Here is a 20,902-nt window from a genome sequence, read left to right on the forward strand (position 1 = left end):
TAAAAAAAGTGGCTAAAAAAGCGGGTGAATTCGAACAATTATGAACCGGGGTAAAACGGCTTTCCAAGCGATGCCGGCATGTTGATGCGAATCCAGGCCGGATTGCGCGAGATCAGGGCCAGCACCACGATGGTGGCAAGGTAGGGCAACATGGTTAAAAACTGGCTCGGCACCTCAACACCGATGCCCTGCAGGTGAAACTGCAGCATGGTCACACCGCCGAACAGGTAGGCACCAAGCAACACCCGTGCCGGGCGCCAGGTGGCAAAGGTGGTGAGCGCCAGCGCAATCCAGCCCTTGCCGGCCACCATGCCCTCGACCCACAGCGGCGTGTAGATCACGGCGATGTACGCCCCCGCAAGGCCGCACAGCGCGCCGCCCGTGACCACCGCCGCCAGCCGGATGCGCCGCACCGGGTAGCCCAGGGCGTGGGCGGATTCGGGCGACTCGCCCACCGAGCGCAGCACCAGCCCGGCGCGCGAGCAGTACAAGAACCAGATCAGTCCCACCGCCAGCAGGATGGCCAGATACACCATCGGGTGCTGGCGGAACAGCGCCGGGCCAAGCAAGGGCACGTCACCCAGCAGCGGGATGGAGAACTGTGGCCGCTCGGGCAACTTTTCCTGCACGTACCTGATGCCGGCAAACGCCGAGAAGCCGGCGCCAAACAGACTGAGCGCCAGCCCGGTGGCGTACTGGTTGGTGTTGAGCCAGATCACCAGCACACCAAACGCGCCGGCCAGCAGCGCACCGGCGCCCATGCCCGCCGCAAAACCCAGCCAGTCGTTGCCGGTATGGACCACCGTGGCAAAGCCGGCGATGGCGGCGCACAGCATCATGCCCTCGGCGCCCAGGTTCACCACGCCGGATTTTTCATTGATCAGCAGGCCCAGCGCGGCAATGGCCAGCACCGTGCCCGCATTCAGCGTGGCAGCCAGCAGGAGTGCGTAACTTTCCATCAGCGCGCTCCCCCGGAGGCCGACAGGCCGGTGATGCGCAGACGATACGAGATCAGGGTGTCACAGGCCAGCAGCGTGAACAGCAGCAGACCCTGAAACACGCCGGTCAGCGACTTGGGCAGGCCCAGGCGCGACTGCGCCAGTTCCCCGCCGATGTAGAACATGCTCATGAGGATGGCCGAGAAGATCATGCCGACCGGATGCAGCCGCCCGACAAAGGCCACGATGATCGCGGCAAAGCCATAGCCTGCCGGCACATAAGGGGTGAGCTGGCCGATGGGCCCAGCGACTTCCAGCGCACCCGCCAGCCCGGCCGCGCCACCCGAAGTCAGCAAGGCCACCCACAGCGCCTTGCGCGAGGAAAAACCGGCATAGCGGGCTGCCGCCGGTGCCAGCCCGCCGACCTGCTGGGCGAAGCCGGCCCGGGTACGGAACAGGTAAACCCACAGCAGGGCCGCACCAGCCAGCGCGATCAGCAAGCCGATGCTCACGCGCGAGCCGGTCATGAGCCGGGGAATCTGCGTGACCGACTCGAAGGTCTTGGTCTGCGGAAAGTTGTAACCCGCCGGGTCCTTCCACGGGCCATAGACGAGGTAGCTCAGCACCATGTCGGCGACGTACACCAGCATCAGGCTGACGAGGATTTCGTTGGCATTGAAACGGTCGCGCAGCAGCGCGGTGATGCCAGCCCAGACCATGCCGCCGGCCATGCCCGCCAGCAGTATGGCCAGCACAATCCAGCCGCCAGTGGTCTTGTCGGCCAGCAGCGCCACGCCACCGGCGAACACCGCACCAATCACAAACTGCCCCTCGGCACCAATGTTCCATACATTGGAGCGGAAGCACACCGCCAGGCCCAGCGCAATCACCAGCAGCGGCGTGGCCTTGACCATCAGCTCGCCCAGCGCGTAAGGCGTCTTGATCGGCTCCCAGAAGAACACCTGCAGCCCGCGCACCGGGTCCTTGCCGAGGGCGGCGAACAGCAGCACGCCAATGACCACGGTGATCAGCAGCGCCAGAATCGGCGAGCCAAAGCTCCAGAACGGCGACGGCTGCGGGCGCGGCTCAAGCTTCAGCATGCGCGGCCTCCGCTGGTGCGTCCCACAGCCCGCTCATCCATTCGCCAATCTGCGGCACCGTGGCGTCGGCCCGGGCGACAGACGGTGACATCCGGCCCTTGGCCATCACATGCAGTCGGTCGCTGATTTCAAACAGCTCATCCAGTTCCTCGCTGACCACCAGCACCGCGCAGCCCGCATCGCGCAGCGCGAGGATTGCGCCGCGAATCTGCGCCGCCGCGCCGACGTCCACACCCCAGGTGGGCTGGGAAACAATCAGGAGCCGGGGGTTGGCGTCGATCTCGCGGCCCACAATGAACTTCTGCAGGTTGCCGCCCGACAGCGACTTGGCTGCCGCGTTCGGCCCGCCGGCCTTGACGTTGAAGCGCGCGATGATGCCCGCCGCCTGCGCCTCCAGCGCCTTGACTCTGATCCAGCCGCTGCTGCCCATCGCTTCGGTACGGGTCAGCAGGAGGTTGTGCGCCAGGCCCAGCGTGGGCACAGCGCCGCGGCCCAGCCGCTCTTCCGGCACAAAGTGCAGCCCCATGGCGCGGCGCTGGGCCGGGCCCAGCCCCCCGGCATCGCGCCCCATCAAGGTGATGGCCGCGGCCCCGGCACGCGTGTCCTCGCCCGAGAGCACATACAGCAACTCTTTCTGGCCGTTGCCCGAGACGCCGGCAATACCCACCACCTCGCCTGCGCGCACCTGCAGGCTGATCTCGTGCAGGTCCACCCCGAACTGCTCGGCACGCGGCAGGCTGAGCGCCCGAACGTCCAGCACCACATCGCCCAAAGGCACCTCACGGTGCTCCAGGGCCGGCGGCTCGGCGCCAATCATCAGGCGGCTGAGCGAGGCATTGGACTCCTGCCGCGGATCGCAGACGCCCGTCACCTGCCCGCCGCGCAGCACGGTGCAGAACGTGCACAGCGCACGGATTTCATGCAACTTGTGGCTGATGTAGAGAATGCTGCAGCCCTGCGCGGCCAGACGGCGCAGGGTGTCAAACAGGTTCTCCACCGCCTGTGGCGTCAGCACCGAAGTGGGCTCGTCCAGAATCAGAATTTTCGGGTTCGTGAGCAGGGCCCGCACGATCTCGACGCGCTGGCGCTCGCCCACACCCAGCGTGTGCACCGGTCGCGTCGGGTCCAGGTCCAGCCCGTAGGCCTGCGTGGTCTCGCGGATGCGCGCCGACACCGCCTTCAGCGTCAGATGCTTGTCCAGCCCCAGCCAGACGTTCTCGGCCACCGTCAGCGTGTCGAACAGGTTGAAGTGCTGGAACACCATGCTGATGCCCAGCGCCCGCGCCTCCTGCGGGTTGCGCACCAGCACCGGCAGGCCATCGACGGCCACGCTGCCGGCATCGGGCTTGACCGAGCCGTAGATGATTTTCATCAGCGTGGACTTGCCGGCGCCGTTCTCGCCCAGCACGGCGTGAATCTCGCCGGGGGCGACCTGCAGCGAGATGCCATTGTTGGCCACCACACCCGGGTAGCGCTTGGTGATGCCGCTCAGCTGCAGGCGGGGTGGCGTCATTGGCGCAGTCATGGGTAAAGACGTCTCCAGCGTCATGCTTTTTCTTTTTTCAGTGCGGCAGCGACCGACTTCACGCGCTCGCGCAGCCAGCGTGCCGAGGCCGACGCGTGGGTACGCTCATGCCAGAGCTGGTAGTACATCATGCGGGGAAAGGCCACCGGGCACGGCAGGATTTTGACCGGCAGCACACCCTCAAAACGCTCGCAGTACTGGCGCCCGGTGGTCATCACCAGCAGGCTGGTGGCCACCATCGCCGGCATCAGGCCAAAGTGCGGGCTGCGCACGGTGATGTTGCGCTGCAGGCCCAAGGTGTCGAGGTGCTCATCGATCACGCCCTTGGCGCCGGGGTGCAGCGCCGTGGGCGCAATGTGTTCGGCCTGCAGCCAGGCATCGGCATTCTTGCCCCAGCCGCGGCGCACCGCTGGGTGGTTTTTAGCAACCAGGCAGACCACTTCGTCACCAAAGAGGCGCGCCATGTGCAGGTCGTCCGGCGGCGCGCTCCAGTTGCCGATCACGATGTCAGCCAGGCCCTGCGCCAGCTGGGTGCGGTAATCAGCCTGTGCCGACAGCGGCAGGATCTCGATGCGGCAGCGGGGCGCCTGGCTTTTGATCTGCGCCACCAGATGCGGCAGAAACAGCGGATCGAGGTAGTCGCTGGCGGCGATGCGGAAGGTGCTCTCGGCAGTGGCCGGGTCAAACCCGCGCGCATCACTGAACAGCACACCGGCGGCGCGCAGGATGCTGGCCGAAGGCTCGATCATGCGCAGCCCGGCATCGGTGGGCACCATGCCCGCGCCGGAGCGCACCAGAATCGGGTCGCCCGCCAGCGTACGCAGCCGCTTGAGGGCGGCGCTGACGGCGGGCTGATACATGCCCAGGCGGATGGCGGCGCGTGATACGCTGCGTTCAACAAGCACGGTGTTCAGGACCCGGATGAGGTGAAGATCGATCTTGTCGGCAATTTTGTCGAAGGGCACCTGTTCCCTCATACCCGTTCACCCATGCGGCTGATACGCGCTGTTGTATGCCGGGGGCCGCCCGGCGGCATTACCCTGATACCAAAGAAGTGCCGGAAGTCTGGCATGGCGAACCGTTCTGCTGCCTCAAATTCAGTGAAAACCATCCGCTTCATCCGACGCGGCGCGCTTGTGTCGCTGCCCAATGTACCACCCGACCGCACCCTGCTGGAGCTGCTGCGGGAGGACCTTGCCTGCACCGGCACCAAGGAAGGTTGTGGCGAGGGCGACTGCGGCGCCTGCACCGTGGTGGTGGCCGAACCCGGGGTGTCCGGCGATGGCCTTCATTACCGCGCGATCAACAGCTGTATCCGGCTGGCCCATTCCATCGACGGCATGGCGCTGTGGACTGTAGAAGATCTGGCGGTCGATCCGATGATCAAACCGTCGCGAGCGGACGGCGGGCTAGGCGCACGGCGCGCAGAAACCGGAATGGACAGCCACGTCCATGAGGATTTCGAGCACCGTGCAACAACGCCCCCCGTTCGCGCAGCAGGTTTGCACCCTGCACAGGAAGCCATGGTGCAGTGCCACGGCTCCCAATGCGGGTTCTGCACACCCGGCTTTGTGATGAGCCTCTTTGGCATGTATCAAAACCACATCTGTAAGGGCCAGACCGTCAGCCGCACGCTGGCGCAGGAAGAGCTCTCGGGCAACCTGTGCCGCTGCACCGGCTACCGGCCGATTCTGGATGCTGCGCAGCAGATGCAGGACTTGCCGCAAGCGACGGTGGACGAGCGACGTATTCTGAAACTGCTGGAATCCGTTCGGGCTGAGCCTGCCCCAAAAATACGCCCAGCGTTGGACTCCAGCTACCTCGCGCCTACCACCCTGCCCGCCCTGCTCAAAACCCGCGCCGATCACCCCGGCGCACAACTGGTCGCCGGCTGTACTGACGTCGGCCTGTGGATCACCAAGCAGCACCGGCAGTTCGACAGCGTGCTGGATGTGACCCGGGTGCGGGAGCTGCGCCGCATCGAGGACTACCCCCATCACATCGCGATTGGCGCGGCTGTGACTCTGGCCGATGCGTTTGCCGCGCTGGTGAAAGAGCGCCCGCAGCTGCACAGCTTTGCCACGCGCTTTGCGGGCCTGCCGGTGCGCAACTCGGGCACGCTGGGCGGCAATGTGGCCAATGGCTCACCGATTGGCGACAGCATGCCACTGCTGATTGCGCTGCACGCCAACGTGGTGCTGATGAGCGTGCGCGGCCATCGCGAACTGCCTCTTGAAAATCTCTACACCGGCTACCGCCAGAACGTGATGGCACCCGACGAGGTGCTGGTCTGGATCAAGGTGCCCAAACCCACACCAGGCGAGGCCAGCCGTATCTACAAAATCTCCAAGCGCTATGACGACGACATCTCCGCCGTCTGTCTGGCGATTAACCTGCAAATTAAAGACGGCGTGGTCGCGTTGGCTTCCATCGGCGCAGGCGGCGTGGCCGCCACACCAGTGCGCGCGAGCCAGACCGAAGCGGCACTGACCGGGCAGCCCTGGGACTGGCCCACCATGCAGAACGCCATCGCCACCTTGCGCGCCGAGTTCTCGCCGATTTCCGACATGCGCGCGTCAGCCACCTATCGCCGCGAGGTGCTGGGCAACCTGCTGCAGCGTTACTGGCTGGAAAGCCAGGGCCTGCAGGCGATTGACCTTGCAACCACCCGGCAGATCACCGACGAGGAACTGTCGTGAGTCGCGCTGCGGGTCAATCGCAAGCCCACGAAAGCGCCCGCGCGCAGGTGGCGGGCGCGGCCATCTATGTGGACGACATTCCAGAGATCCGCGGCACGCTGCATGCGGCGCCGATTCTTTCCACTGTGGCTCACGGCCGGTTGCTGGGCATAGACACCGCTGCCGCTCTGGCCTTGCCGGGCGTGCGCGGCGTGGTCCTGGCCAGCGATATTCCGGGCGATCCGCTGCTGGCCAGCTTCGGGCACGACGAGCCGATCTTCGCGAGCGACACGGTGCAGCATGTCGGCCAGGTGCTGGGGCTGGTCGTGGCCGATTCGGTGATGCAGGCCAGGCGCGCAGCGCGGCGGGTCACCTGCCAGATCGAGCCCCTGCCCGCGCTGCTGGACGTGCGCGAGGCGCTGAAGGCGAGGAGCTTTGTGCTGCCGCCAGTGTTTGTGCGGCGCGGTGATGCAGAGCGCGCATTGACGCAAGCGCCGCACAAACTGACCGGTTCGCTCGACGTGGGTGGGCAGGAGCATTTTTACCTCGAAGGCCAGGTGGCCTATGCCGTGCCGCAGGAGCAGAACCAGTGGCTGGTGTATTCCAGCACGCAGCACCCCGGCGAGGTGCAGCACTGGGTGGCACACGCACTGGGGCTGGACCAGCACGCGGTGCGCGTCGAATGCCGCCGCATGGGCGGTGGCTTTGGCGGCAAGGAGACGCAGGCCGGTCACCTTGCGGTATGGTCGGCACTGGCCGCCCGCAAGTTCAGATGCCCGGTCAAGCTGCGGCTGGACCGCGACGACGACTTCATGGTGACCGGCAAGCGCCACCCCTTCGCTTACGACTACACCGTGGGCTTTGACGACACCGGCCGGCTGCAGGGCCTGAAGCTGACGATGGCCGTCAACTGCGGCTTTAGCGCCGACCTGTCCGGCCCGGTGGCCGACCGTGCGGTGTTCCATGCCGACAACGCCTACTTTCTGGAAGACGTGGAGATCGCGTCTTACCGCTGCAAGACGAACCTGCAAAGCCACACCGCCTTCCGCGGTTTTGGTGGGCCGCAGGGCATGATCGTCATCGAAACCATCATGGGCGACATCGCCCGCACGCTGGGGCTGGATCCGCTGGCGGTGCGCAGGCGCAACCTCTACGGTCTGGCCGAACGCAATGTGACGCACTACCAGATGACGGTGGAAGACAACATCCTCGAACCGCTGCTGGCGCAACTGGCGCGCACATCGGACTACACACAGCGGCGCGCACGCATCGCCGCATGGAACCGGCAAAGCCCGGTGATCCGGCGCGGCATCGCCATCACGCCGGTGAAGTTCGGCATCTCTTTCACGGCCACGCTGTTCAATCAGGCAGGTGCCTTGGTGCATGTGTATACCGACGGCAGCGTGCAGGTGAACCACGGCGGTACCGAGATGGGCCAGGGTCTGCATACCAAGGTGGCGCAGATCGTGGCCGACGAGCTGGGCCTGCCGCTCGCGCAGGTGCTGGCCACCGCCAGCGACACCGGCAAGATTCCCAACGCCTCGGCCACCGCCGCCTCGGCCGGAACCGACCTGAACGCCCGCGCCGCACAGTACGCCGCGCGCCATGTGCGGGACAACCTGGCGCAGTTTGTCGCCGGGCTCGACGGTTGCGGCGCTGGTGCAGTGCAGTTTGCGGCGGGGGCCAAGGGCGGTGAAGTCACCACGCCCAAAGGCACGCGCCTCTTCACCGATGTGGTGAAGCTGGCCTATGCCAACCGCATCCAGCTGTGGAGCGACGGCTTTTACCGCACACCCAAAATCCATTACGACAAGACCACCCTCACCGGCCGGCCGTTCTACTACTTCGCCTATGGCGCCGCCTGCACCGAAGTAGCGATTGACACGCTCACCGGTGAGAGCCGCGTGCTGAAGGTCGACATCCTGCACGACGTCGGCACCTCCATCAACCCGGCCATAGACATCGGCCAGATCGAAGGCGGCTTTGTGCAGGGCATGGGCTGGCTGACCACCGAGCAACTGGTGTGGACAGACAGAGGCGCGCTGGCCACCCACGCCCCCAGCACCTACAAGATTCCGGCCACGGGCGACATCCCCGACCACTTCAAGGTAGAGCTGTGGCCAGAACCCAATCGCGAAGACAACGTGTTCGGCAGCAAGGCAGTCGGCGAGCCGCCCTTCATGCTGGCGATTAGTGTGTACGAGGCGCTGCGCGACGCGGTGGGCGCCGGGCGCCAAGGCCTGGTGAGGCTGGAGGCGCCGGCCACCGCCGAGCATATGCTGCGGGCGCTGAACGAGAAGAACCCTACGAATGCCTGAGGCGTTCCAGCGCGAACCTAAAGAATCAGCAGCGCCCGGAAGTCATTGACGTTGGTGTGCGTCGGGCCGGTCACCACCAGATCGCCCAGCGGCTCGAAATAGCCATAGGCGTCGTTGCGGTCCAGGAAGCTGTTGATCTTCATGCCCTTTGCCTCGGCGCGGGCCAGTGTGTCGGGCGCCACGCAGGCACCGGCGTTGTCTTCCATGCCGTCGATGCCGTCGGTGTCAGCCGCCAGTGCGTGCACACCGGGCTGCCCCTGCAGCGCCAGCGCCAGCCCCATGCAGAACTCACCGGCGCGGCCTCCCCGGCCCCGCTGGTCCTTCGGCATGCCCTCGGGCTGCTTGCGAATCGTCACCGTGGTCTCGCCGCCACTGAGGATCACGCAGGGCTTGCTGAAGGGTTGGCCGGTCATGGCCACCGCCCGCGCCAGTGCCGCATGCACCTTGCCGACCTCGCGCGATTCGCCTTCCATCTCGTCGCTCAGGATGTGCGCCTGCAGACCGGCCGCACGCGCCGCAGCCGCAGCGGCGTCCAGGGACTGGCGGGGCGTGGCGATCATGTGGACCTCGTGGCCGGTGAACAGGGCATCGCCGGGCTTGGGTGTTTCCAGCGCACCGCTCTGAAGACCGGCCTCGATCACCGGTGGAACTGCAATACCGTAGCGCTTGAGGATCGCCAGCGCATCGGCGCAGGTGGTGGCGTCGGGCACGGTGGGGCCGCTGGCGATGATGGACGGGTCATCGCCCGGCACATCGCTGATGGTGAGCGTGACCACGCGCGCTGGCGCACACGCCGCCGCCAGGCGCCCGCCCTTGATGCGCGAGAGGTGCTTGCGCACGCAGTTCATCTCGGAAATGTTGGCGCCGCTGGCGAGCAACTCCTTGTTGATGCGCTGCTTGTCCTGAAGCGTCAGGCCCTCGGCCGGCAAGGTCAGCAGCGAGGAGCCGCCACCGGAGATGAGGCACAGCACCAGATCGTTGGCCGTCAGACCCTGCACCATCGCCAGAATGCGCTCGGCGGCGGCCATGCCGGCAGCGTCGGGCACCGGATGGGCCGCCTCGACGATCTCGATGCGCTGCTTCAGGCCTTCAGGCCGCGGTGGAATGTGGTCATAGCGGGTGACGACCAGGCCCTGCAGCGGCGCATCGGCGGGCCAGAGTGCCTCGACCGCCTGCGCCATGGAGCCACCCGCCTTGCCGGCACCGATCACGATGGTGCGGCCACCGCTGGCTGGCGTCGGTGGCTGGGGCAGGTGCGCGGCCGTGCTCTGGAGCGGCAGTGCGCGCGTGACGGCGGTATCAAAAAGATGCCGGAGAAAGGCGCCGGGCTGGGCGCGAACAGCATGCAGGTCGCTGAAACTGGGTGCGGTCATGAAAAGTCTCCCGCCGGTATTGTGACGCGGTAACCGGGCGGTAACTGCCGGGTAGCCAGTCACCCCGGCCGCACAGTCTGGTCACTGGCCAGAGAGCTTCTTCATCTCCGCATACAGGTCCGCCTTGCCTTCAAAGCCGATGCCCGGCAGTTCCGGCAGCATCACAAAGCTGTCTTTCACCGCCACGCCATCCGGGAAGCCGCCGTAGGGCTGGAACAGGTCCGGGTAACTCTCGTTGCCGCCCAGTCCCAGGCCTGCCGCAATCGCCAGCGACATCTGGTGCCCGCCGTGCGGAATGCAGCGCGTGGCAGACCAGCCGTTTTCTTTCAGCATGTCCAGCGTGCGCAGGTACTCGACCAGCCCGTAACTCAGCGCGCAGTCGAACTGCAGCCAGTCACGGTCCGGCCGCATGCCGCCGTGGCGGATCAGGTTGCGGGCGTCCTGCATGGAGAACAGGTTTTCGCCGGTGGCCATGGCGCCTTCGTAGTGCTTGGCCAGTTCGGCCTGCAGCGCGTAGTCCAGCGGGTCACCGGCCTCTTCGTACCAAAAGAGGTTGTAGGGCGACATGGCCTTGGCGTAGGCAATCGCGGTGGGCAGGTCGAAGCGGCCGTTGGCGTCCACCGCCAGCCGCTGGCCCGGGCCGAGCAGCTTGAGCACCGCCTCGATGCGCTTACAGTCTTCCGCAAGCGGGGCGCCGCCGATTTTCATCTTCACCACCGAATAGCCACGGTCGAGGTAGCTGCGCATTTCGTCGGTGAGACCCTGCAAGCCCTTGTCTGCCCAGTAGTAACCACCGGCCGCATAGACGAACACCTTGCGGTTGGCCACGCCGTTGCCGTAGCGGTCTGCCAGCAGCTGATACAGCGGCTTGCCGGCGATCTTGGCCACCGCGTCCCAAACCGCCATGTCGATGGTGCCGACAGCGACTGAACGCTCGCCGTGGCCGCCCGGCTTTTCGTTGGTCATCAGGGTGGCCCAGATGCGGTGTGGGTCGAGGTTGTTGCCGGTGTCGTCGAGCAGGGTCTCGGGTTTGGCCTCCAGCACGCGCGACAAAAACCGGTCACGCATCAGCGCGCCCTGGCCATAGCGGCCATTCGAGTTGAAGCCATAGCCGACCACCGGCTTGCCGTCGCGGATGACGTCGGTGACCACGGCTACCAGGCTCAGCGTCATCTTCGAGAAGTCGATGTAGGCGTTGCGGATGTTCGACTGGATGGGTCGGGTCGATTCGCGGATGTCAACAATCTTCACAGGCGTCTTTCAGGCAGAAATGAAATCAAAAAAGAAATCAGAAAAAGAAAGTGCCGTGGGTGCGGCCCACGGCAGGTAAGGAATCAGGGGATTGCCGCGGGCGCTTATTTCTTGCCCAGGCCGAGCAGCTGTGCACCGTCGGTGTAGAGGCGCGTTTTTTCCTTCATGAACGCATCCATCTGGTCCACGCCCACGTTGACCAGCTCGAACCCGCTCTTGGCGGCCAGCTCTTTCATCTCGGGGTCGTTGTTCAGGGCCATCCACATGTCGGAGATCTTCTTGCGTGCCTCGGGCGGCGTACTCTTGGGCATGCCGATGCCGCGGTAGGCGCCGTCGACCCAGTCCACACCCAGTTCCTTGAAGGTCGGCACATCAGGCATCAGCGGATGGCGCTTTTCCATCGCCACGGCCAGCGGGCGGATGCGGGTCTTGTTGTTGATGGCAAACGCGGTGTAGGTCATCGCACCATCCACCTGCGCGCCCATCACCGAGGTCGCCATATCGCCGGTGCCCTTGAACGGCACATAGATGGTTTTGACGCCAAATGCAGCGTTCATGCGCTCATGCGCCGCATGGTTGGCCGAGTTCTGGCCGGAGCCACCCAGGCTCAGCTTGCCGGGCGATGCCTTGGCCGCCTTGATGAAATCGGCGAAGTTCTTGATCGGGCTCTGCTCTGGCACCACCAGAATGTCAGGCGTGTAGTGGAACCAGAACACTGGCGTGATGTCCTGCGTCTTGTACTGCACCTGGCCCTCGATCGGCTGGAACACGATGTGTGGCAGGTTGATGCCGACCACGTTGACGCCGTCACCGGGTAGCTGGTTCATCTGCGACCACATCAGCGCGCCACCGGCGCCGGCCTTGTACTGGATGATGGTTTCAATCGCCGCGCATTTTTTCTTCAGCACCACCTGCTGGTGCCGTGCCGACAGATCCGACTCGCCACCCGGCGGGAAGGCCTGCCAGTACGACAGGTTCTTGTCCGGGCACACCGGGGTGCCTGCAGCGGGGAGCTGCGCCATGGCAGCAGGCGCCGCCACTGCACAGAGAATGCCGAACCACTTCTTGATGCCGTTTTTCATGACGCTTGTCATTGCTTGTCTCCTAAATGGATTTTTCTGGGGAACTCACTGGTCCGCGCCCATCATGCAGGCTCGCCAGTCTCACGCGAAGGAAAAAGGTGAAAGGCCTCTGGAATAAAAGGGGAAAGAAAAAAGGTGAAAAGAATCAGGCCGCCTTACGCAAGGGCTGGCGGCCCACCGCGTCGCAGATCGCCTGCGTCACCTGCGCCGTGGTGGCGGTGCCGCCCAGGTCGCGGGTGTGCAGGGCCTTGTCGGCGGTGACGTTCTCGATGGCGACCATCAGGGCCTGCGCGGCGGCGTTCTCGCCCAAATGCTCCAGCAGCATGACACAGCTCCAGAAGGTGCCTACCGGATTGGCCAGCCCCTTGCCCATGATGTCAAAAGCCGAACCGTGGATGGGCTCGAACATACTGGGGTAGCGGCGCTCGGGGTCGATGTTGCCGGTGGGTGCAATGCCCAGGCTGCCGGCCAGCGCGGCGGCGAGGTCGCTCAGGATGTCGGCATGCAGGTTGGTGGCGACCACGGTGTCCAGTGACGCAGGCCGGTTCACCATGCGGGCGGTGCAGGCGTCGACCAGTTCCTTGTCCCAGGTGACATCCGGAAACTCCTTGCTGATCTGCAGCGCAATCTCGTCCCACATCACCATCGCGTGGCGCTGGGCGTTGGATTTGGTGACCACCGTCAGCAGCTTGCGTGGCCGCGACTGCGCGAGTTTGAAGGCGTAGCGCATGATGCGCTCGACACCGGCGCGCGTCATCATCGACACATCGGTCGCCACTTCAATCGGGTGGCCCTGGTGCGCGCGGCCGCCGACCCCGGCGTACTCGCCTTCCGAGTTCTCGCGCACGATGACCCAGTCAAGGTCCTTCGGGCCGCAGCGCTTGAGCGGTGCGTCGATGCCGGGCAGGATGCGCGTGGGCCGCACGTTGGCGTACTGGTCAAAGCCCTGGCAGATCTTCAGGCGCAAACCCCACAGCGTGATGTGGTCGGGAATGTGCGGGTCGCCTGCCGAGCCGAACAGAATGGCATCCTGATGCCGCAGGGCGTCCAGGCCGTCCTGCGGCATCATCTCGCCGTGCGCGCGGTACCAGTCGCCACCCCAACCGAAGGTGGTGAAGTCAAAGCGGAAGTTCTGTTGCGTGGCGGCCAGTGCCTCCAGCACCTGCTGGCCAGCGGGAACCACTTCTTTTCCAATTCCATCGCCGGGAATGCAGGCAATCTTGTACGTCTTCATTCGGTGTCTCTGGGTAGTGAACAGCTTTGCTGCGATACCCGCAGTCTAGGCATTGCCCGAGTCAATGGAAGTCGTTAGAGTTAAGTTATTGTTTACTTTGAATTAACAATGTCCACCCCTGTTTCTGCTCCCTCCGAGATGGCTTTTTTCAGCCTGCTGGCCCGCTGTGGCAGTTTTTCCGCAGCCGCACGCGAGCTGGAGGTGAGCACACCGGCGGTGAGCAAACGCCTGGCGCAGATGGAAGCGCGCCTGGGCGTGCAGCTGCTGAGCCGCACCACGCGGCGGGTCGGCCTCACACCCGAGGGCGAGACCTATCTGCAGCACGCGCGCCGCATCCTGGCCGACATCGACGACATGGAGCAACTGGTCTCCAGCGCAGTGGCGGCCCCGCAGGGTCTGCTGCGCGTGAACGCAACGCTGGGCTTTGGCCGCAGCCACATTGCGCCGCTGATCTCGGGCTTCATCAAGCTGCATCCAGAGGTGCAGATCCAGCTCCAGCTGTCTGTGGACCCGCCACCGCTGAGCGACGATGCCTTCGATGTGTGCATCCGCTTCGGCGAGCCGCCCGATGCCCGCGTGGTGGCACGGCGCCTGGCACCCAACCGGCGCCTGCTGTGCGCGGCACCCGCATACCTGGCGCGGCAAGGCACGCCAAGAGTGCCGCACGACCTGACACGCCACGACTGCATCGGCATCCGGCAGGGTGACGAGGCCTATGGCACCTGGCGGCTGTCGTCAGGCAAGCACACCGAAGCGGTGAAGGTGCGCGGCAAGCTCAGTACCAACGACGGCGAGATCGCCGTGAACTGGGCACTGGCCGGCCACGGCATCGTGATGCGCGCCGAGTGGGACATTGCCCGCTACCTGCGCAGCGGACGCCTCAAGCCGGTGCTGGAGAGCTACCGCACGCCGCCGGCCGACATCCATGCGGTGTACCCGCAGCGGCTGCAGGCCTCGGCCCGGGTGCGTGCGTTTGTTGATTTTCTGGCGGCGCACTTTGAGAAGTCGTCCACCCGCGCGGCCGGGCTGGTCGTGGAGTGGTAGCCAGGGCCTAGCGCAGCATCAAGACGGCGGTATCTCGGCGCCCGCTTCAAACCAGCGCCTGAGCAACTGCCGCTCGGCATCGGTGATGCCAGTGGCGTTGTTCATCGGCATGAGCTTGAGCACCACCGTCTGCTGGTAGACCTGCAGCGCGTGGGTTTTCACAGCGCTGGCCGAGTCGAGCCGCACATTCTTCATCTGCACCTCGGCACCATGGCACTGGTAGCAACGCTGCGCAAGCACGGTCTGCACCTCGGCGTAGGAGACTGCAGCTTTGGCCTTGTCAGCGCCACCTGCCCCGGCCGGCGAAGCCTGCGGCGCCAGCCACAGCACCACCGCAGCAATCACCACCACACCCGCCACCGCATAGGCGGCAGGGTGACGGTTGCGGCCCAGCTTGTAGCCGTGGCGCAGCACAAAAAACTGCCGGATCGCCGCGCCTGCGGCCATCATCAGCACCAGCACCAGCCAGTTCTGTGGATGGCTCCAGACAAAGCTGTAGTGGTTGCTGAGCATGGCAAACAGCACCGGCAGCGTGAAGTAGGTGTTGTGCACGCTGCGCTGTTTGCCGCGCTGACCGTGCACCGGGTCGACCGGCTCGCCGGCACGGATCGCGGCCACCACCTTGCGCTGGCCGGGGATGATGCAGAAGAACACATTGGCGCTCATCGCGGTCGCGATCATGGCGCCCACCAGCAGGAAGGCGGCGCGCCCGGCAAACCAGTGGCAGGCCAGCCACGACGCGGTGACCACCAGCACCGCCACGCCCGCCCCCACCCAGGCATCGCCGCGTGGGCCTTTGCCGAACACGCGGCAGATGCCGTCGTACAGCAGCCAGAACACCACAAAGAACGACAGCGCCACCGCACCGGCAGCCACTGGCGACCAATCCATCAGCGATTTGTCGACGAGGTAGGTGCCCGCATGCCACAGATAGGACACGCTGAACAGCGCAAAGCCCGACAGCCAGGTGCTGTAGCTTTCCCAGTAAAACCAGTGCAGGTGAGCGGGCAGCTGCGGCGGCTTCACTGCGAACTTCACCGGGTGATAAAAGCCGCCGCCGTGTACCGCCCAGAGCTCGCCACTGACGCCCTGACGCTTGAGTTCTTCATCAACAGGCGGCGTGAGGCTGCTGTCGAGAAAGACAAAGTAGAACGAGGAACCGACCCAGGCGATGGCGGTGATGACATGGACCCAGCGCAGCAGCAGGTTGGCCCAGTCGAGAAGGTAGCTTTCCATGTTTCTCAACCCATGCAAACCTGCTCACCACTGCGGGCGCTGTAAGCAGAACAAGACAAGGCCACGAACAACAGGGGCTGCGTTCCTTCTGGAAGGAACAACCCCGCGGCTCCGCTGCGGCCCGAGGCTACGAGTTTATCGGCTTTGCGGTCTGTCGGGTCTGCAGCAGCTGCGCCGCCACCGCAGCGGCAATGACCTCGGGCTCCTTGCCCACCACGCCGGGCACGCCAATCGGGCAGGTCACCTGCGCCAGTTCCGCCTCGGTAAAGCCACGGGCCCCCAGCCGCTTCCGAAAGCTCGCCCACTTGGTCTGGCTGCCGATCAGGCCGATGAAAGGCAGGTCGCCCCGCTCACGCTGGCGCTGCAGGCAGGCGGCCACGATGTCCAGGTCTTCGGCATGGCTGAAGCTCATGATCAGCACGCGGGACTGTGGCGCCAGACCCGGCACCGCCGCCTGCACCGGGTCCGAGTGCTCGCATTTCACCTGCGCCGGCACCACCTCAGGAAACACCCCATCGCGGCTGTCAATCCAAGTGAGCGCCACCGGCAAGGGCGCCAGCGCCTGCACCAGCGCGTGGCCCACATGACCCCCGCCAAACAGCGCCACCGGCATGCGGTGCACAGAAGCCAGCCGCTGCGCGAGCGCGGGCACATCACTGGCATGCACCGCCTCAAACCGCAGGTGCATCACGCCACCGCAGCACTGCCCCAGCGACGGCCCGAGTGCGACCCTGACGGTGACAGGCTCAAAGGCTTGAGCTTTGCCTGTGTCCCTTTGCAGCATGGCCCGGGCGCGGGCGATGGCCTCATGCTCCAGATGACCACCGCCAATCGTGCCGACCAGGTCGTCAGCAAAAACACCCATCCACGTTCCCACCTCACGAGGCACCGAGCCTTCGGTCGCCACCACGCTGACAAGCACCGAGGGTGGGCCAGACGCCAGCGAAAGGAAACGTTCTGCCGCAGAGCTGAAACAACGTGAAACCATAAGTGACAACTGTTGCGGCACCAGGCCGGGAGAAACAGGGCTGAAAGAAACGGGGCCGGGAAAATAGGGAGGACAATCAGAACAGACAGACCTTAGCATCACTTCCTGAATGCTCGCCCGTGCGAGGTTCAGACGCGCGTATCGACAATGGCGACTGACTTGACTCACAGAAGCGACCGGAGACCCCACCATGCCACGCACTGACACCGACTCCAACCCGCGCCGCTTCTGGCTGCTGGCCGCCTTATCGGGCGCGGTCGCGAGCCTGGTGAGCGCTTGCAAGAGTGCGCCAGAAACACCGCCACCCAGCAGCCCGGCACCGGCGCCTGTACCGACGGTGATCGGGCCCATTCCCGAGGAGCAGGGTTCCGCCCGCCGGTCATCGGCCAGCACGCCACGCGCCTACCGCGAAGACGGTGCCAGCCATATTTACGGACTGAATTCAGACCGCATCTACAAGGGCCGTATGCCACCGTTGCTTTACGCCGTGGGTGTACTGAATGTGGAGATCGACCGCGTCGGTCGCGTCACCCGCTTCGACTGGATGCGCGCGCCGCGCCACGCGCCAGAGGTGATTGCCGAGATCGAGCGCACCATCCGTGAAGCAGCGCCCTTCCCTGCACCGGTGAAGATGGGCCGGGTGGTCTACACCGACACCTGGCTGTGGCACAAGAGCGGGAAATTCCAGCTCGACACGCTGACCGAAGGGCAGAATTAGGCCCCCACGCTCCCCACTTCGTGTGGTTCGCTGCCCCCCGAGGGGCCGTCCGCCTGCGGCCCGGCAAAGCCGGTTCCGCGGCTCCACTGGCAAAGACAGGCTTCTACGGTCGCTGACTACGCGCCGTTCGTCCTGAGGTATCGAAGGGCATTCCCTTCGCGGAATTTCAATCTATTTTGAGATTCTGCGTCGTCACGACGTTGCGCCACGCACGGTAATCGGCCTCGATGAACTGGCCGAGCAATGCGGGTGAGCCGGGGGCGGCTTCTACTGCATCGGTCTTGAAGCGCGCCACCACATCAGGCTGCACCACCAGCCTGGCAATCGCTGCGTTGATGGTATTCACCACGGCAGGCGGGGTGCCGGCAGGGGCCATCAGGGCAAAGTAATTCACCACATCAAACCCCGGCAAGCCGGCTTCAGCCATGCTGGGAACATCGGGCAAGGCGCTGGAGCGCTTGGCGCTGGTCACGGCGAGCGGCTTGACCCGACCGTCCTTGATGAAGGGCAACAACGCCGGAATAGTGCCGGTGATGAGCTGGATCTGCCCGCCAATCATGTCCATGGTGGCTGGCGCCACGCCGCGATACGGAATGTGCGTGATGAAGGTGCCGGTGCGCGACTTGAGCAGTTCCAGTACCAGGTGGTTCACGCCACCCGCGCCAGCCGAGCCGTAATTGAGCGCGCCCGGTTTCTGGCGGGCCAGCGTGACGAGCTCCTTCATGTTGCTCGCCGGCAGGCTGGTGTTGGCGGCCCAGACCAGCGGGCCGCTGGCAATCATGCCGACCGGCGTGAACTGGCGCAGCGGGTCGTAATTGGCGCTCGGCAGCGATGCCGCCACGGTGGTGAATGGCGACGCGGCCAGCAGCAAGGTGTAGCCATCGGCGGGCGACTGCGCCACAAACTGGGTGCCGATGGCGCCTGAGGCACCTGCCCGGTTCTCGACCACGAAAGTGCCGCCCAATGCCTCACCCAACTTTTGCGCAACCAGGCGCCCCATGGCATCGGTGCCTGCGCCGGGTGCGAACGGCACAACGATCTTGACCGGGCGGTCGGGATAAACACCGGCCGGGTTGGCCGCACCGGCGCTCTGCGCATGCGCCATGCCGGCAATACCGAAGGCAGCGCAGGCCACCCACTGCAAGGCCAGTCGGCGAGGGAACGAAGGGGTGGAGAGGGAAATTTTGAAGGTCATGGACATCACGCAAAGAAAACCAACCAGGTCAGCTGGCGACAGTGATTGTCACCGGCGCCAGTGACCTTGGTGTGACACCCTCACCTGCCGACGGCGGGCCTGTCAGCTGCCCCGATAGGTCGAGTAGCTCCAGGGGGTGACCAGCAAGGGCACATGGTAATGTTGCCGGGGATCGGCCACACCGAAATCCAGACTTACCCAATTCAGAAAAGCCGGCTCGGGCAACGCCACACCTTTGGCGCGGAAATAGGCCTGCACCTCAAACACCAGCCGGTAGGTGCCCACCTTCAGCGTGGCGCTGTCATAGAGCAGCCCGTCCGGATTGCGGCCGTCGGCATTGAGAACAAAACGCTTGACCAGCGTCGCCGCCTCGCCCTCGGTGGTGTAGAGGGCAACGCCCATGCCGCCCGCAGGCGTGCCATGCATGGTGTCCAGTACGTGTGTGCTCAGTCCCATGGCAGTCCTTTGTGGAAGGGTGTGTCGGCACTTGCCGAGAAGAGTCGAAATGGTTTACCAAAAGTGTATACATTTTCGGGTTGCCGCTATCATCGGGCGATGGAGTCACCCAACACCCGCGCCATCGTCGAGGCGCTCACCAAAGCGATTGTGGAGCACCGGCTGCATCCCGGCACCAAACTGGCCGAGCAGAAGCTGGCCGACCACTTCGGCGTCTCGCGCACGCTGGTGCGGCAGGCGCTGTTCCAGCTGTCGCAGAACCGCCTGATCCGACTCGAGCCGGCACGCGGCGCGTTCGTTGCCGCGCCGTCGGTGATGGAAGCGCGCCAGGTGTTTGCGGTGCGCCGCATGCTGGAAGCCGAAATGACCCGCGCCTTTGTGCGCGAGGTGACGCCAGCGAAGATCAAAGCGCTCAGGGAGCATGTGGCGCAGGAAAAAGCCGCGATGGAGCGCGGCGATGTGCCGGTGCGCACGACGCTGCTGGGCGACTTCCATGTGCGCATGGCCGAGCTGATGGGCAACGAGGTGCTGGCGCAGATGCTGGGCGAGCTGATCTCGCGCTGCGCTCTCATCACGCTGATGTACCAGACCGACAGCGCCGCCGAGCACTCGCACGACGAACACGCCGACATCATCAAGGCCCTGGCAGCGCGCGATGAACCCCTGGCCGTGCGACTGATGACCGAGCACCTGCTGAATGTCGAGCAGAACCTCGCCTTCGACCGCAAGGTGCCGAGCAACGACATCTCCATGGCGCTGTCATGAACCCACTCCCCCCCCACCCCCATTACCCCGACTACCCGCGCGACCTGATCGGCTACGGCCGCACACCGCCGCATCCGCAGTGGCCGGGCAAGGCCCGCATCGCGGTGCAGTTTGTCCTGAATTACGAAGAAGGCGCCGAGAACTGCGTGCTGCACGGCGATCCGGGTTCGGAGCAGTTCCTCTCGGAGATGGCCAACCCGCCCAGTTTTGCCGACCGGCACCTGACGATGGAAAGCATTTACGAGTACGGCTCACGGGTTGGCGTGTGGCGCATCTTGCGCGAGTTTGAAAAACGCCAGTTGCCACTGACGGTGTTCGGTGTGGGTATGGCGCTGCAGCGCCACCCCGACGTGACTGCCGCCTTTGTGGAGCTGGGTCACGAAATTGCCTGCCACGGCTGGCGCTGGATCAACTACCAGCAGATTGACGAAGCCACCGAGCGGGAGCACATGCGCCTCGGGCTGGACGCCATCGAAAAGCTCACCGGCGCGCGGGCAGACGACACGCAGCGCATCCACGGCGTGGGCTGGTACACCGGCCGCGACAGCCCCAACACACGCCGCCTGGTGGCCGACGACGGACGCACCGAGTACGACAGCGACTATTACGGCGACGACCTGCCTTTCTGGACGCCGGTGACACGCACCGACGGCACGGTGGTGCCGCGGCTGGTGGTGCCCTACACGCTGGACGCCAACGACATGCGCTTTGCGCTGCCGCAGGGGTTTTCGCAGGGCGACGACTTCTTCACCTACCTGCGCGACAGCTTTGACGTGCTCTATAACGAGGGCGCACCGAACGGCCAGAACGCACCGAAGATGCTCAGCATCGGCATGCACTGCCGCCTGCTCGGCCGACCCGGCCGCCTGCGCGCCCTGCAGCGTTTTCTGGACCATGTGCAGTCGCACGACCAGGTCTGGGTCTGCCGCCGCATCGACATTGCGCGCCACTGGCAGACGACCCACCCCTATCAACCCAATCCACCCGTGCAGGAGCACTGA

18 protein-coding genes are annotated in these 20,902 nt (G+C 65.2%); 6 read left to right on the forward strand and 12 right to left on the reverse strand.

Going from position 1 to position 20,902, the window contains the following annotated elements; all coding sequences use genetic code 11:
- Positions 1 to 38 precede the first annotated feature (38 nt).
- The 4 genes from AAG793_RS07055 to AAG793_RS07070 are packed head-to-tail and all read right to left on the reverse strand — an operon-like array spanning position 39 to position 4,540.
- Positions 39 to 959, reverse strand: coding sequence for an ABC transporter permease (locus tag AAG793_RS07055; protein WP_341906078.1), 921 nt, complete (start codon positions 957 to 959; stop codon positions 39 to 41).
- Positions 959 to 2,038 (reverse strand): ABC transporter permease, encoded by a 1,080-nt coding sequence (locus tag AAG793_RS07060; protein WP_341906081.1) that lies wholly within the window; start codon positions 2,036 to 2,038, stop codon positions 959 to 961. Before AAG793_RS07060 ends, AAG793_RS07055 begins: the two co-directional genes overlap by 1 nt.
- Complete coding sequence (locus AAG793_RS07065; RefSeq protein ID WP_341906084.1) at positions 2,025 to 3,551, reverse strand: ABC transporter ATP-binding protein; 1,527 nt, start codon at positions 3,549 to 3,551, stop codon at positions 2,025 to 2,027. Before AAG793_RS07065 ends, AAG793_RS07060 begins: the two co-directional genes overlap by 14 nt.
- 32 nt (positions 3,552 to 3,583) lie before the next feature.
- Positions 3,584 to 4,540 carry a LysR family transcriptional regulator gene (locus AAG793_RS07070; protein WP_341906086.1) on the reverse strand — a complete coding sequence of 319 codons (957 nt, stop codon included), beginning with the start codon at positions 4,538 to 4,540 and terminating at the stop codon, positions 3,584 to 3,586.
- Between the two features lie 93 nt (positions 4,541 to 4,633).
- Between AAG793_RS07070 and xdhA the strand changes: the two genes are divergently transcribed.
- Both xdhA and xdhB read left to right on the forward strand, forming a co-directional pair.
- A complete protein-coding gene (xdhA, locus tag AAG793_RS07075) occupies positions 4,634 to 6,262 on the forward strand; it encodes a xanthine dehydrogenase small subunit (protein WP_341906089.1) in 1,629 nt (542 codons plus the stop codon).
- Positions 6,259 to 8,559, forward strand: a complete 2,301-nt coding sequence (gene xdhB / locus AAG793_RS07080; RefSeq protein WP_341906093.1) for a xanthine dehydrogenase molybdopterin binding subunit — start codon at positions 6,259 to 6,261, stop codon at positions 8,557 to 8,559. The genes xdhA and xdhB overlap by 4 nt, the downstream gene beginning before the upstream one ends.
- Before the next feature lie 17 nt (positions 8,560 to 8,576).
- Here xdhB and AAG793_RS07085 read toward each other — a convergent pair whose 3' ends face one another.
- The 4 genes from AAG793_RS07085 to AAG793_RS07100 form a co-directional block, all read right to left on the reverse strand.
- On the reverse strand, positions 8,577 to 9,932 hold the full coding sequence (locus AAG793_RS07085) for a glycerate kinase (RefSeq protein WP_341906097.1): 1,356 nt from the start codon (positions 9,930 to 9,932) through the stop codon (positions 8,577 to 8,579).
- 81 nt (positions 9,933 to 10,013) lie between these two features.
- Complete coding sequence (locus AAG793_RS07090; RefSeq protein WP_341906100.1) at positions 10,014 to 11,183, reverse strand: mandelate racemase/muconate lactonizing enzyme family protein; 1,170 nt, start codon at positions 11,181 to 11,183, stop codon at positions 10,014 to 10,016.
- A gap of 104 nt (positions 11,184 to 11,287) precedes the next feature.
- Positions 11,288 to 12,277 carry a tripartite tricarboxylate transporter substrate binding protein gene (locus AAG793_RS07095; protein ID WP_341906103.1) on the reverse strand — a complete coding sequence of 330 codons (990 nt, stop codon included), beginning with the start codon at positions 12,275 to 12,277 and terminating at the stop codon, positions 11,288 to 11,290.
- 133 nt (positions 12,278 to 12,410) lie between these two features.
- Positions 12,411 to 13,499, reverse strand: coding sequence for a tartrate dehydrogenase (locus AAG793_RS07100; protein ID WP_341906105.1), 1,089 nt, complete (start codon positions 13,497 to 13,499; stop codon positions 12,411 to 12,413).
- 108 nt (positions 13,500 to 13,607) lie between these two features.
- On the opposite strand from AAG793_RS07100, the gene AAG793_RS07105 reads away from it, so the two are divergent.
- The gene (locus tag AAG793_RS07105) at positions 13,608 to 14,543 is read left to right on the forward strand and encodes a LysR family transcriptional regulator (protein ID WP_341906108.1); all 936 of its coding nucleotides are present in this window, start codon (positions 13,608 to 13,610) and stop codon (positions 14,541 to 14,543) included.
- 18 nt (positions 14,544 to 14,561) lie between these two features.
- Here the strand turns inward: AAG793_RS07105 and AAG793_RS07110 are convergent, their stop codons facing one another.
- Both AAG793_RS07110 and xdhC read right to left on the reverse strand, forming a co-directional pair.
- Positions 14,562 to 15,779 carry a urate hydroxylase PuuD gene (locus AAG793_RS07110; protein ID WP_341906110.1) on the reverse strand — a complete coding sequence of 406 codons (1,218 nt, stop codon included), beginning with the start codon at positions 15,777 to 15,779 and terminating at the stop codon, positions 14,562 to 14,564.
- 127 nt (positions 15,780 to 15,906) lie between these two features.
- Entirely contained in the window at positions 15,907 to 16,767 is an 861-nt protein-coding gene (gene xdhC, locus AAG793_RS07115) for a xanthine dehydrogenase accessory protein XdhC (RefSeq protein WP_341906114.1), read from the reverse strand.
- Positions 16,768 to 16,957: 190 nt separating this feature from the next.
- On the opposite strand from xdhC, the gene AAG793_RS07120 reads away from it, so the two are divergent.
- Positions 16,958 to 17,485, forward strand: coding sequence for a hypothetical protein (locus AAG793_RS07120; RefSeq protein WP_341906117.1), 528 nt, complete (start codon positions 16,958 to 16,960; stop codon positions 17,483 to 17,485).
- 166 nt (positions 17,486 to 17,651) lie between these two features.
- Here AAG793_RS07120 and AAG793_RS07125 read toward each other — a convergent pair whose 3' ends face one another.
- Both AAG793_RS07125 and uraH read right to left on the reverse strand, forming a co-directional pair.
- On the reverse strand, positions 17,652 to 18,680 hold the full coding sequence (locus AAG793_RS07125) for a tripartite tricarboxylate transporter substrate binding protein (protein WP_341906120.1): 1,029 nt from the start codon (positions 18,678 to 18,680) through the stop codon (positions 17,652 to 17,654).
- Positions 18,681 to 18,782: 102 nt separating this feature from the next.
- Positions 18,783 to 19,136, reverse strand: coding sequence for a hydroxyisourate hydrolase (gene uraH / locus AAG793_RS07130; protein WP_341906123.1), 354 nt, complete (start codon positions 19,134 to 19,136; stop codon positions 18,783 to 18,785).
- 99 nt (positions 19,137 to 19,235) lie between these two features.
- On the opposite strand from uraH, the gene AAG793_RS07135 reads away from it, so the two are divergent.
- Positions 19,236 to 19,901, forward strand: coding sequence for a GntR family transcriptional regulator (locus AAG793_RS07135; RefSeq protein WP_341906126.1), 666 nt, complete (start codon positions 19,236 to 19,238; stop codon positions 19,899 to 19,901).
- Entirely contained in the window at positions 19,898 to 20,902 is a 1,005-nt protein-coding gene (gene puuE, locus AAG793_RS07140) for an allantoinase PuuE (RefSeq protein ID WP_341906129.1), read from the forward strand. The genes AAG793_RS07135 and puuE overlap by 4 nt, the downstream gene beginning before the upstream one ends.

It is taken from the genome of Polaromonas sp. YR568, from assembly GCF_943372955.1.
In the GTDB taxonomy this organism is placed as follows: domain Bacteria; phylum Pseudomonadota; class Gammaproteobacteria; order Burkholderiales; family Burkholderiaceae_C; genus Polaromonas.

What these genes read in the sequence shown, in the direction of transcription:
- AAG793_RS07055 (WP_341906078.1), bottom strand. Translation starts at nt 959, where the DNA reads ATGGAAAGTTACGCACTCCTGCTGGCTGCCACGCTGAATGCGGGCACG.
- AAG793_RS07060 (WP_341906081.1), bottom strand. Translation starts at nt 2,038, where the DNA reads ATGCTGAAGCTTGAGCCGCGCCCGCAGCCGTCGCCGTTCTGGAGCTTT.
- AAG793_RS07065 (WP_341906084.1), bottom strand. Translation starts at nt 3,551, where the DNA reads ATGACGCCACCCCGCCTGCAGCTGAGCGGCATCACCAAGCGCTACCCG.
- AAG793_RS07070 (WP_341906086.1), bottom strand. Translation starts at nt 4,540, where the DNA reads ATGAGGGAACAGGTGCCCTTCGACAAAATTGCCGACAAGATCGATCTT.
- xdhA (WP_341906089.1), top strand. Translation starts at nt 4,634, where the DNA reads ATGGCGAACCGTTCTGCTGCCTCAAATTCAGTGAAAACCATCCGCTTC.
- AAG793_RS07085 (WP_341906097.1), bottom strand. Translation starts at nt 9,932, where the DNA reads ATGACCGCACCCAGTTTCAGCGACCTGCATGCTGTTCGCGCCCAGCCC.
- AAG793_RS07095 (WP_341906103.1), bottom strand. Translation starts at nt 12,277, where the DNA reads ATGACAAGCGTCATGAAAAACGGCATCAAGAAGTGGTTCGGCATTCTC.
- AAG793_RS07100 (WP_341906105.1), bottom strand. Translation starts at nt 13,499, where the DNA reads ATGAAGACGTACAAGATTGCCTGCATTCCCGGCGATGGAATTGGAAAA.
- AAG793_RS07105 (WP_341906108.1), top strand. Translation starts at nt 13,608, where the DNA reads ATGTCCACCCCTGTTTCTGCTCCCTCCGAGATGGCTTTTTTCAGCCTG.
- AAG793_RS07110 (WP_341906110.1), bottom strand. Translation starts at nt 15,779, where the DNA reads ATGGAAAGCTACCTTCTCGACTGGGCCAACCTGCTGCTGCGCTGGGTC.
- xdhC (WP_341906114.1), bottom strand. Translation starts at nt 16,767, where the DNA reads ATGGTTTCACGTTGTTTCAGCTCTGCGGCAGAACGTTTCCTTTCGCTG.
- AAG793_RS07120 (WP_341906117.1), top strand. Translation starts at nt 16,958, where the DNA reads ATGCCACGCACTGACACCGACTCCAACCCGCGCCGCTTCTGGCTGCTG.
- AAG793_RS07125 (WP_341906120.1), bottom strand. Translation starts at nt 18,680, where the DNA reads ATGACCTTCAAAATTTCCCTCTCCACCCCTTCGTTCCCTCGCCGACTG.
- uraH (WP_341906123.1), bottom strand. Translation starts at nt 19,136, where the DNA reads ATGGGACTGAGCACACACGTACTGGACACCATGCATGGCACGCCTGCG.
- AAG793_RS07135 (WP_341906126.1), top strand. Translation starts at nt 19,236, where the DNA reads ATGGAGTCACCCAACACCCGCGCCATCGTCGAGGCGCTCACCAAAGCG.
- puuE (WP_341906129.1), top strand. Translation starts at nt 19,898, where the DNA reads ATGAACCCACTCCCCCCCCACCCCCATTACCCCGACTACCCGCGCGAC.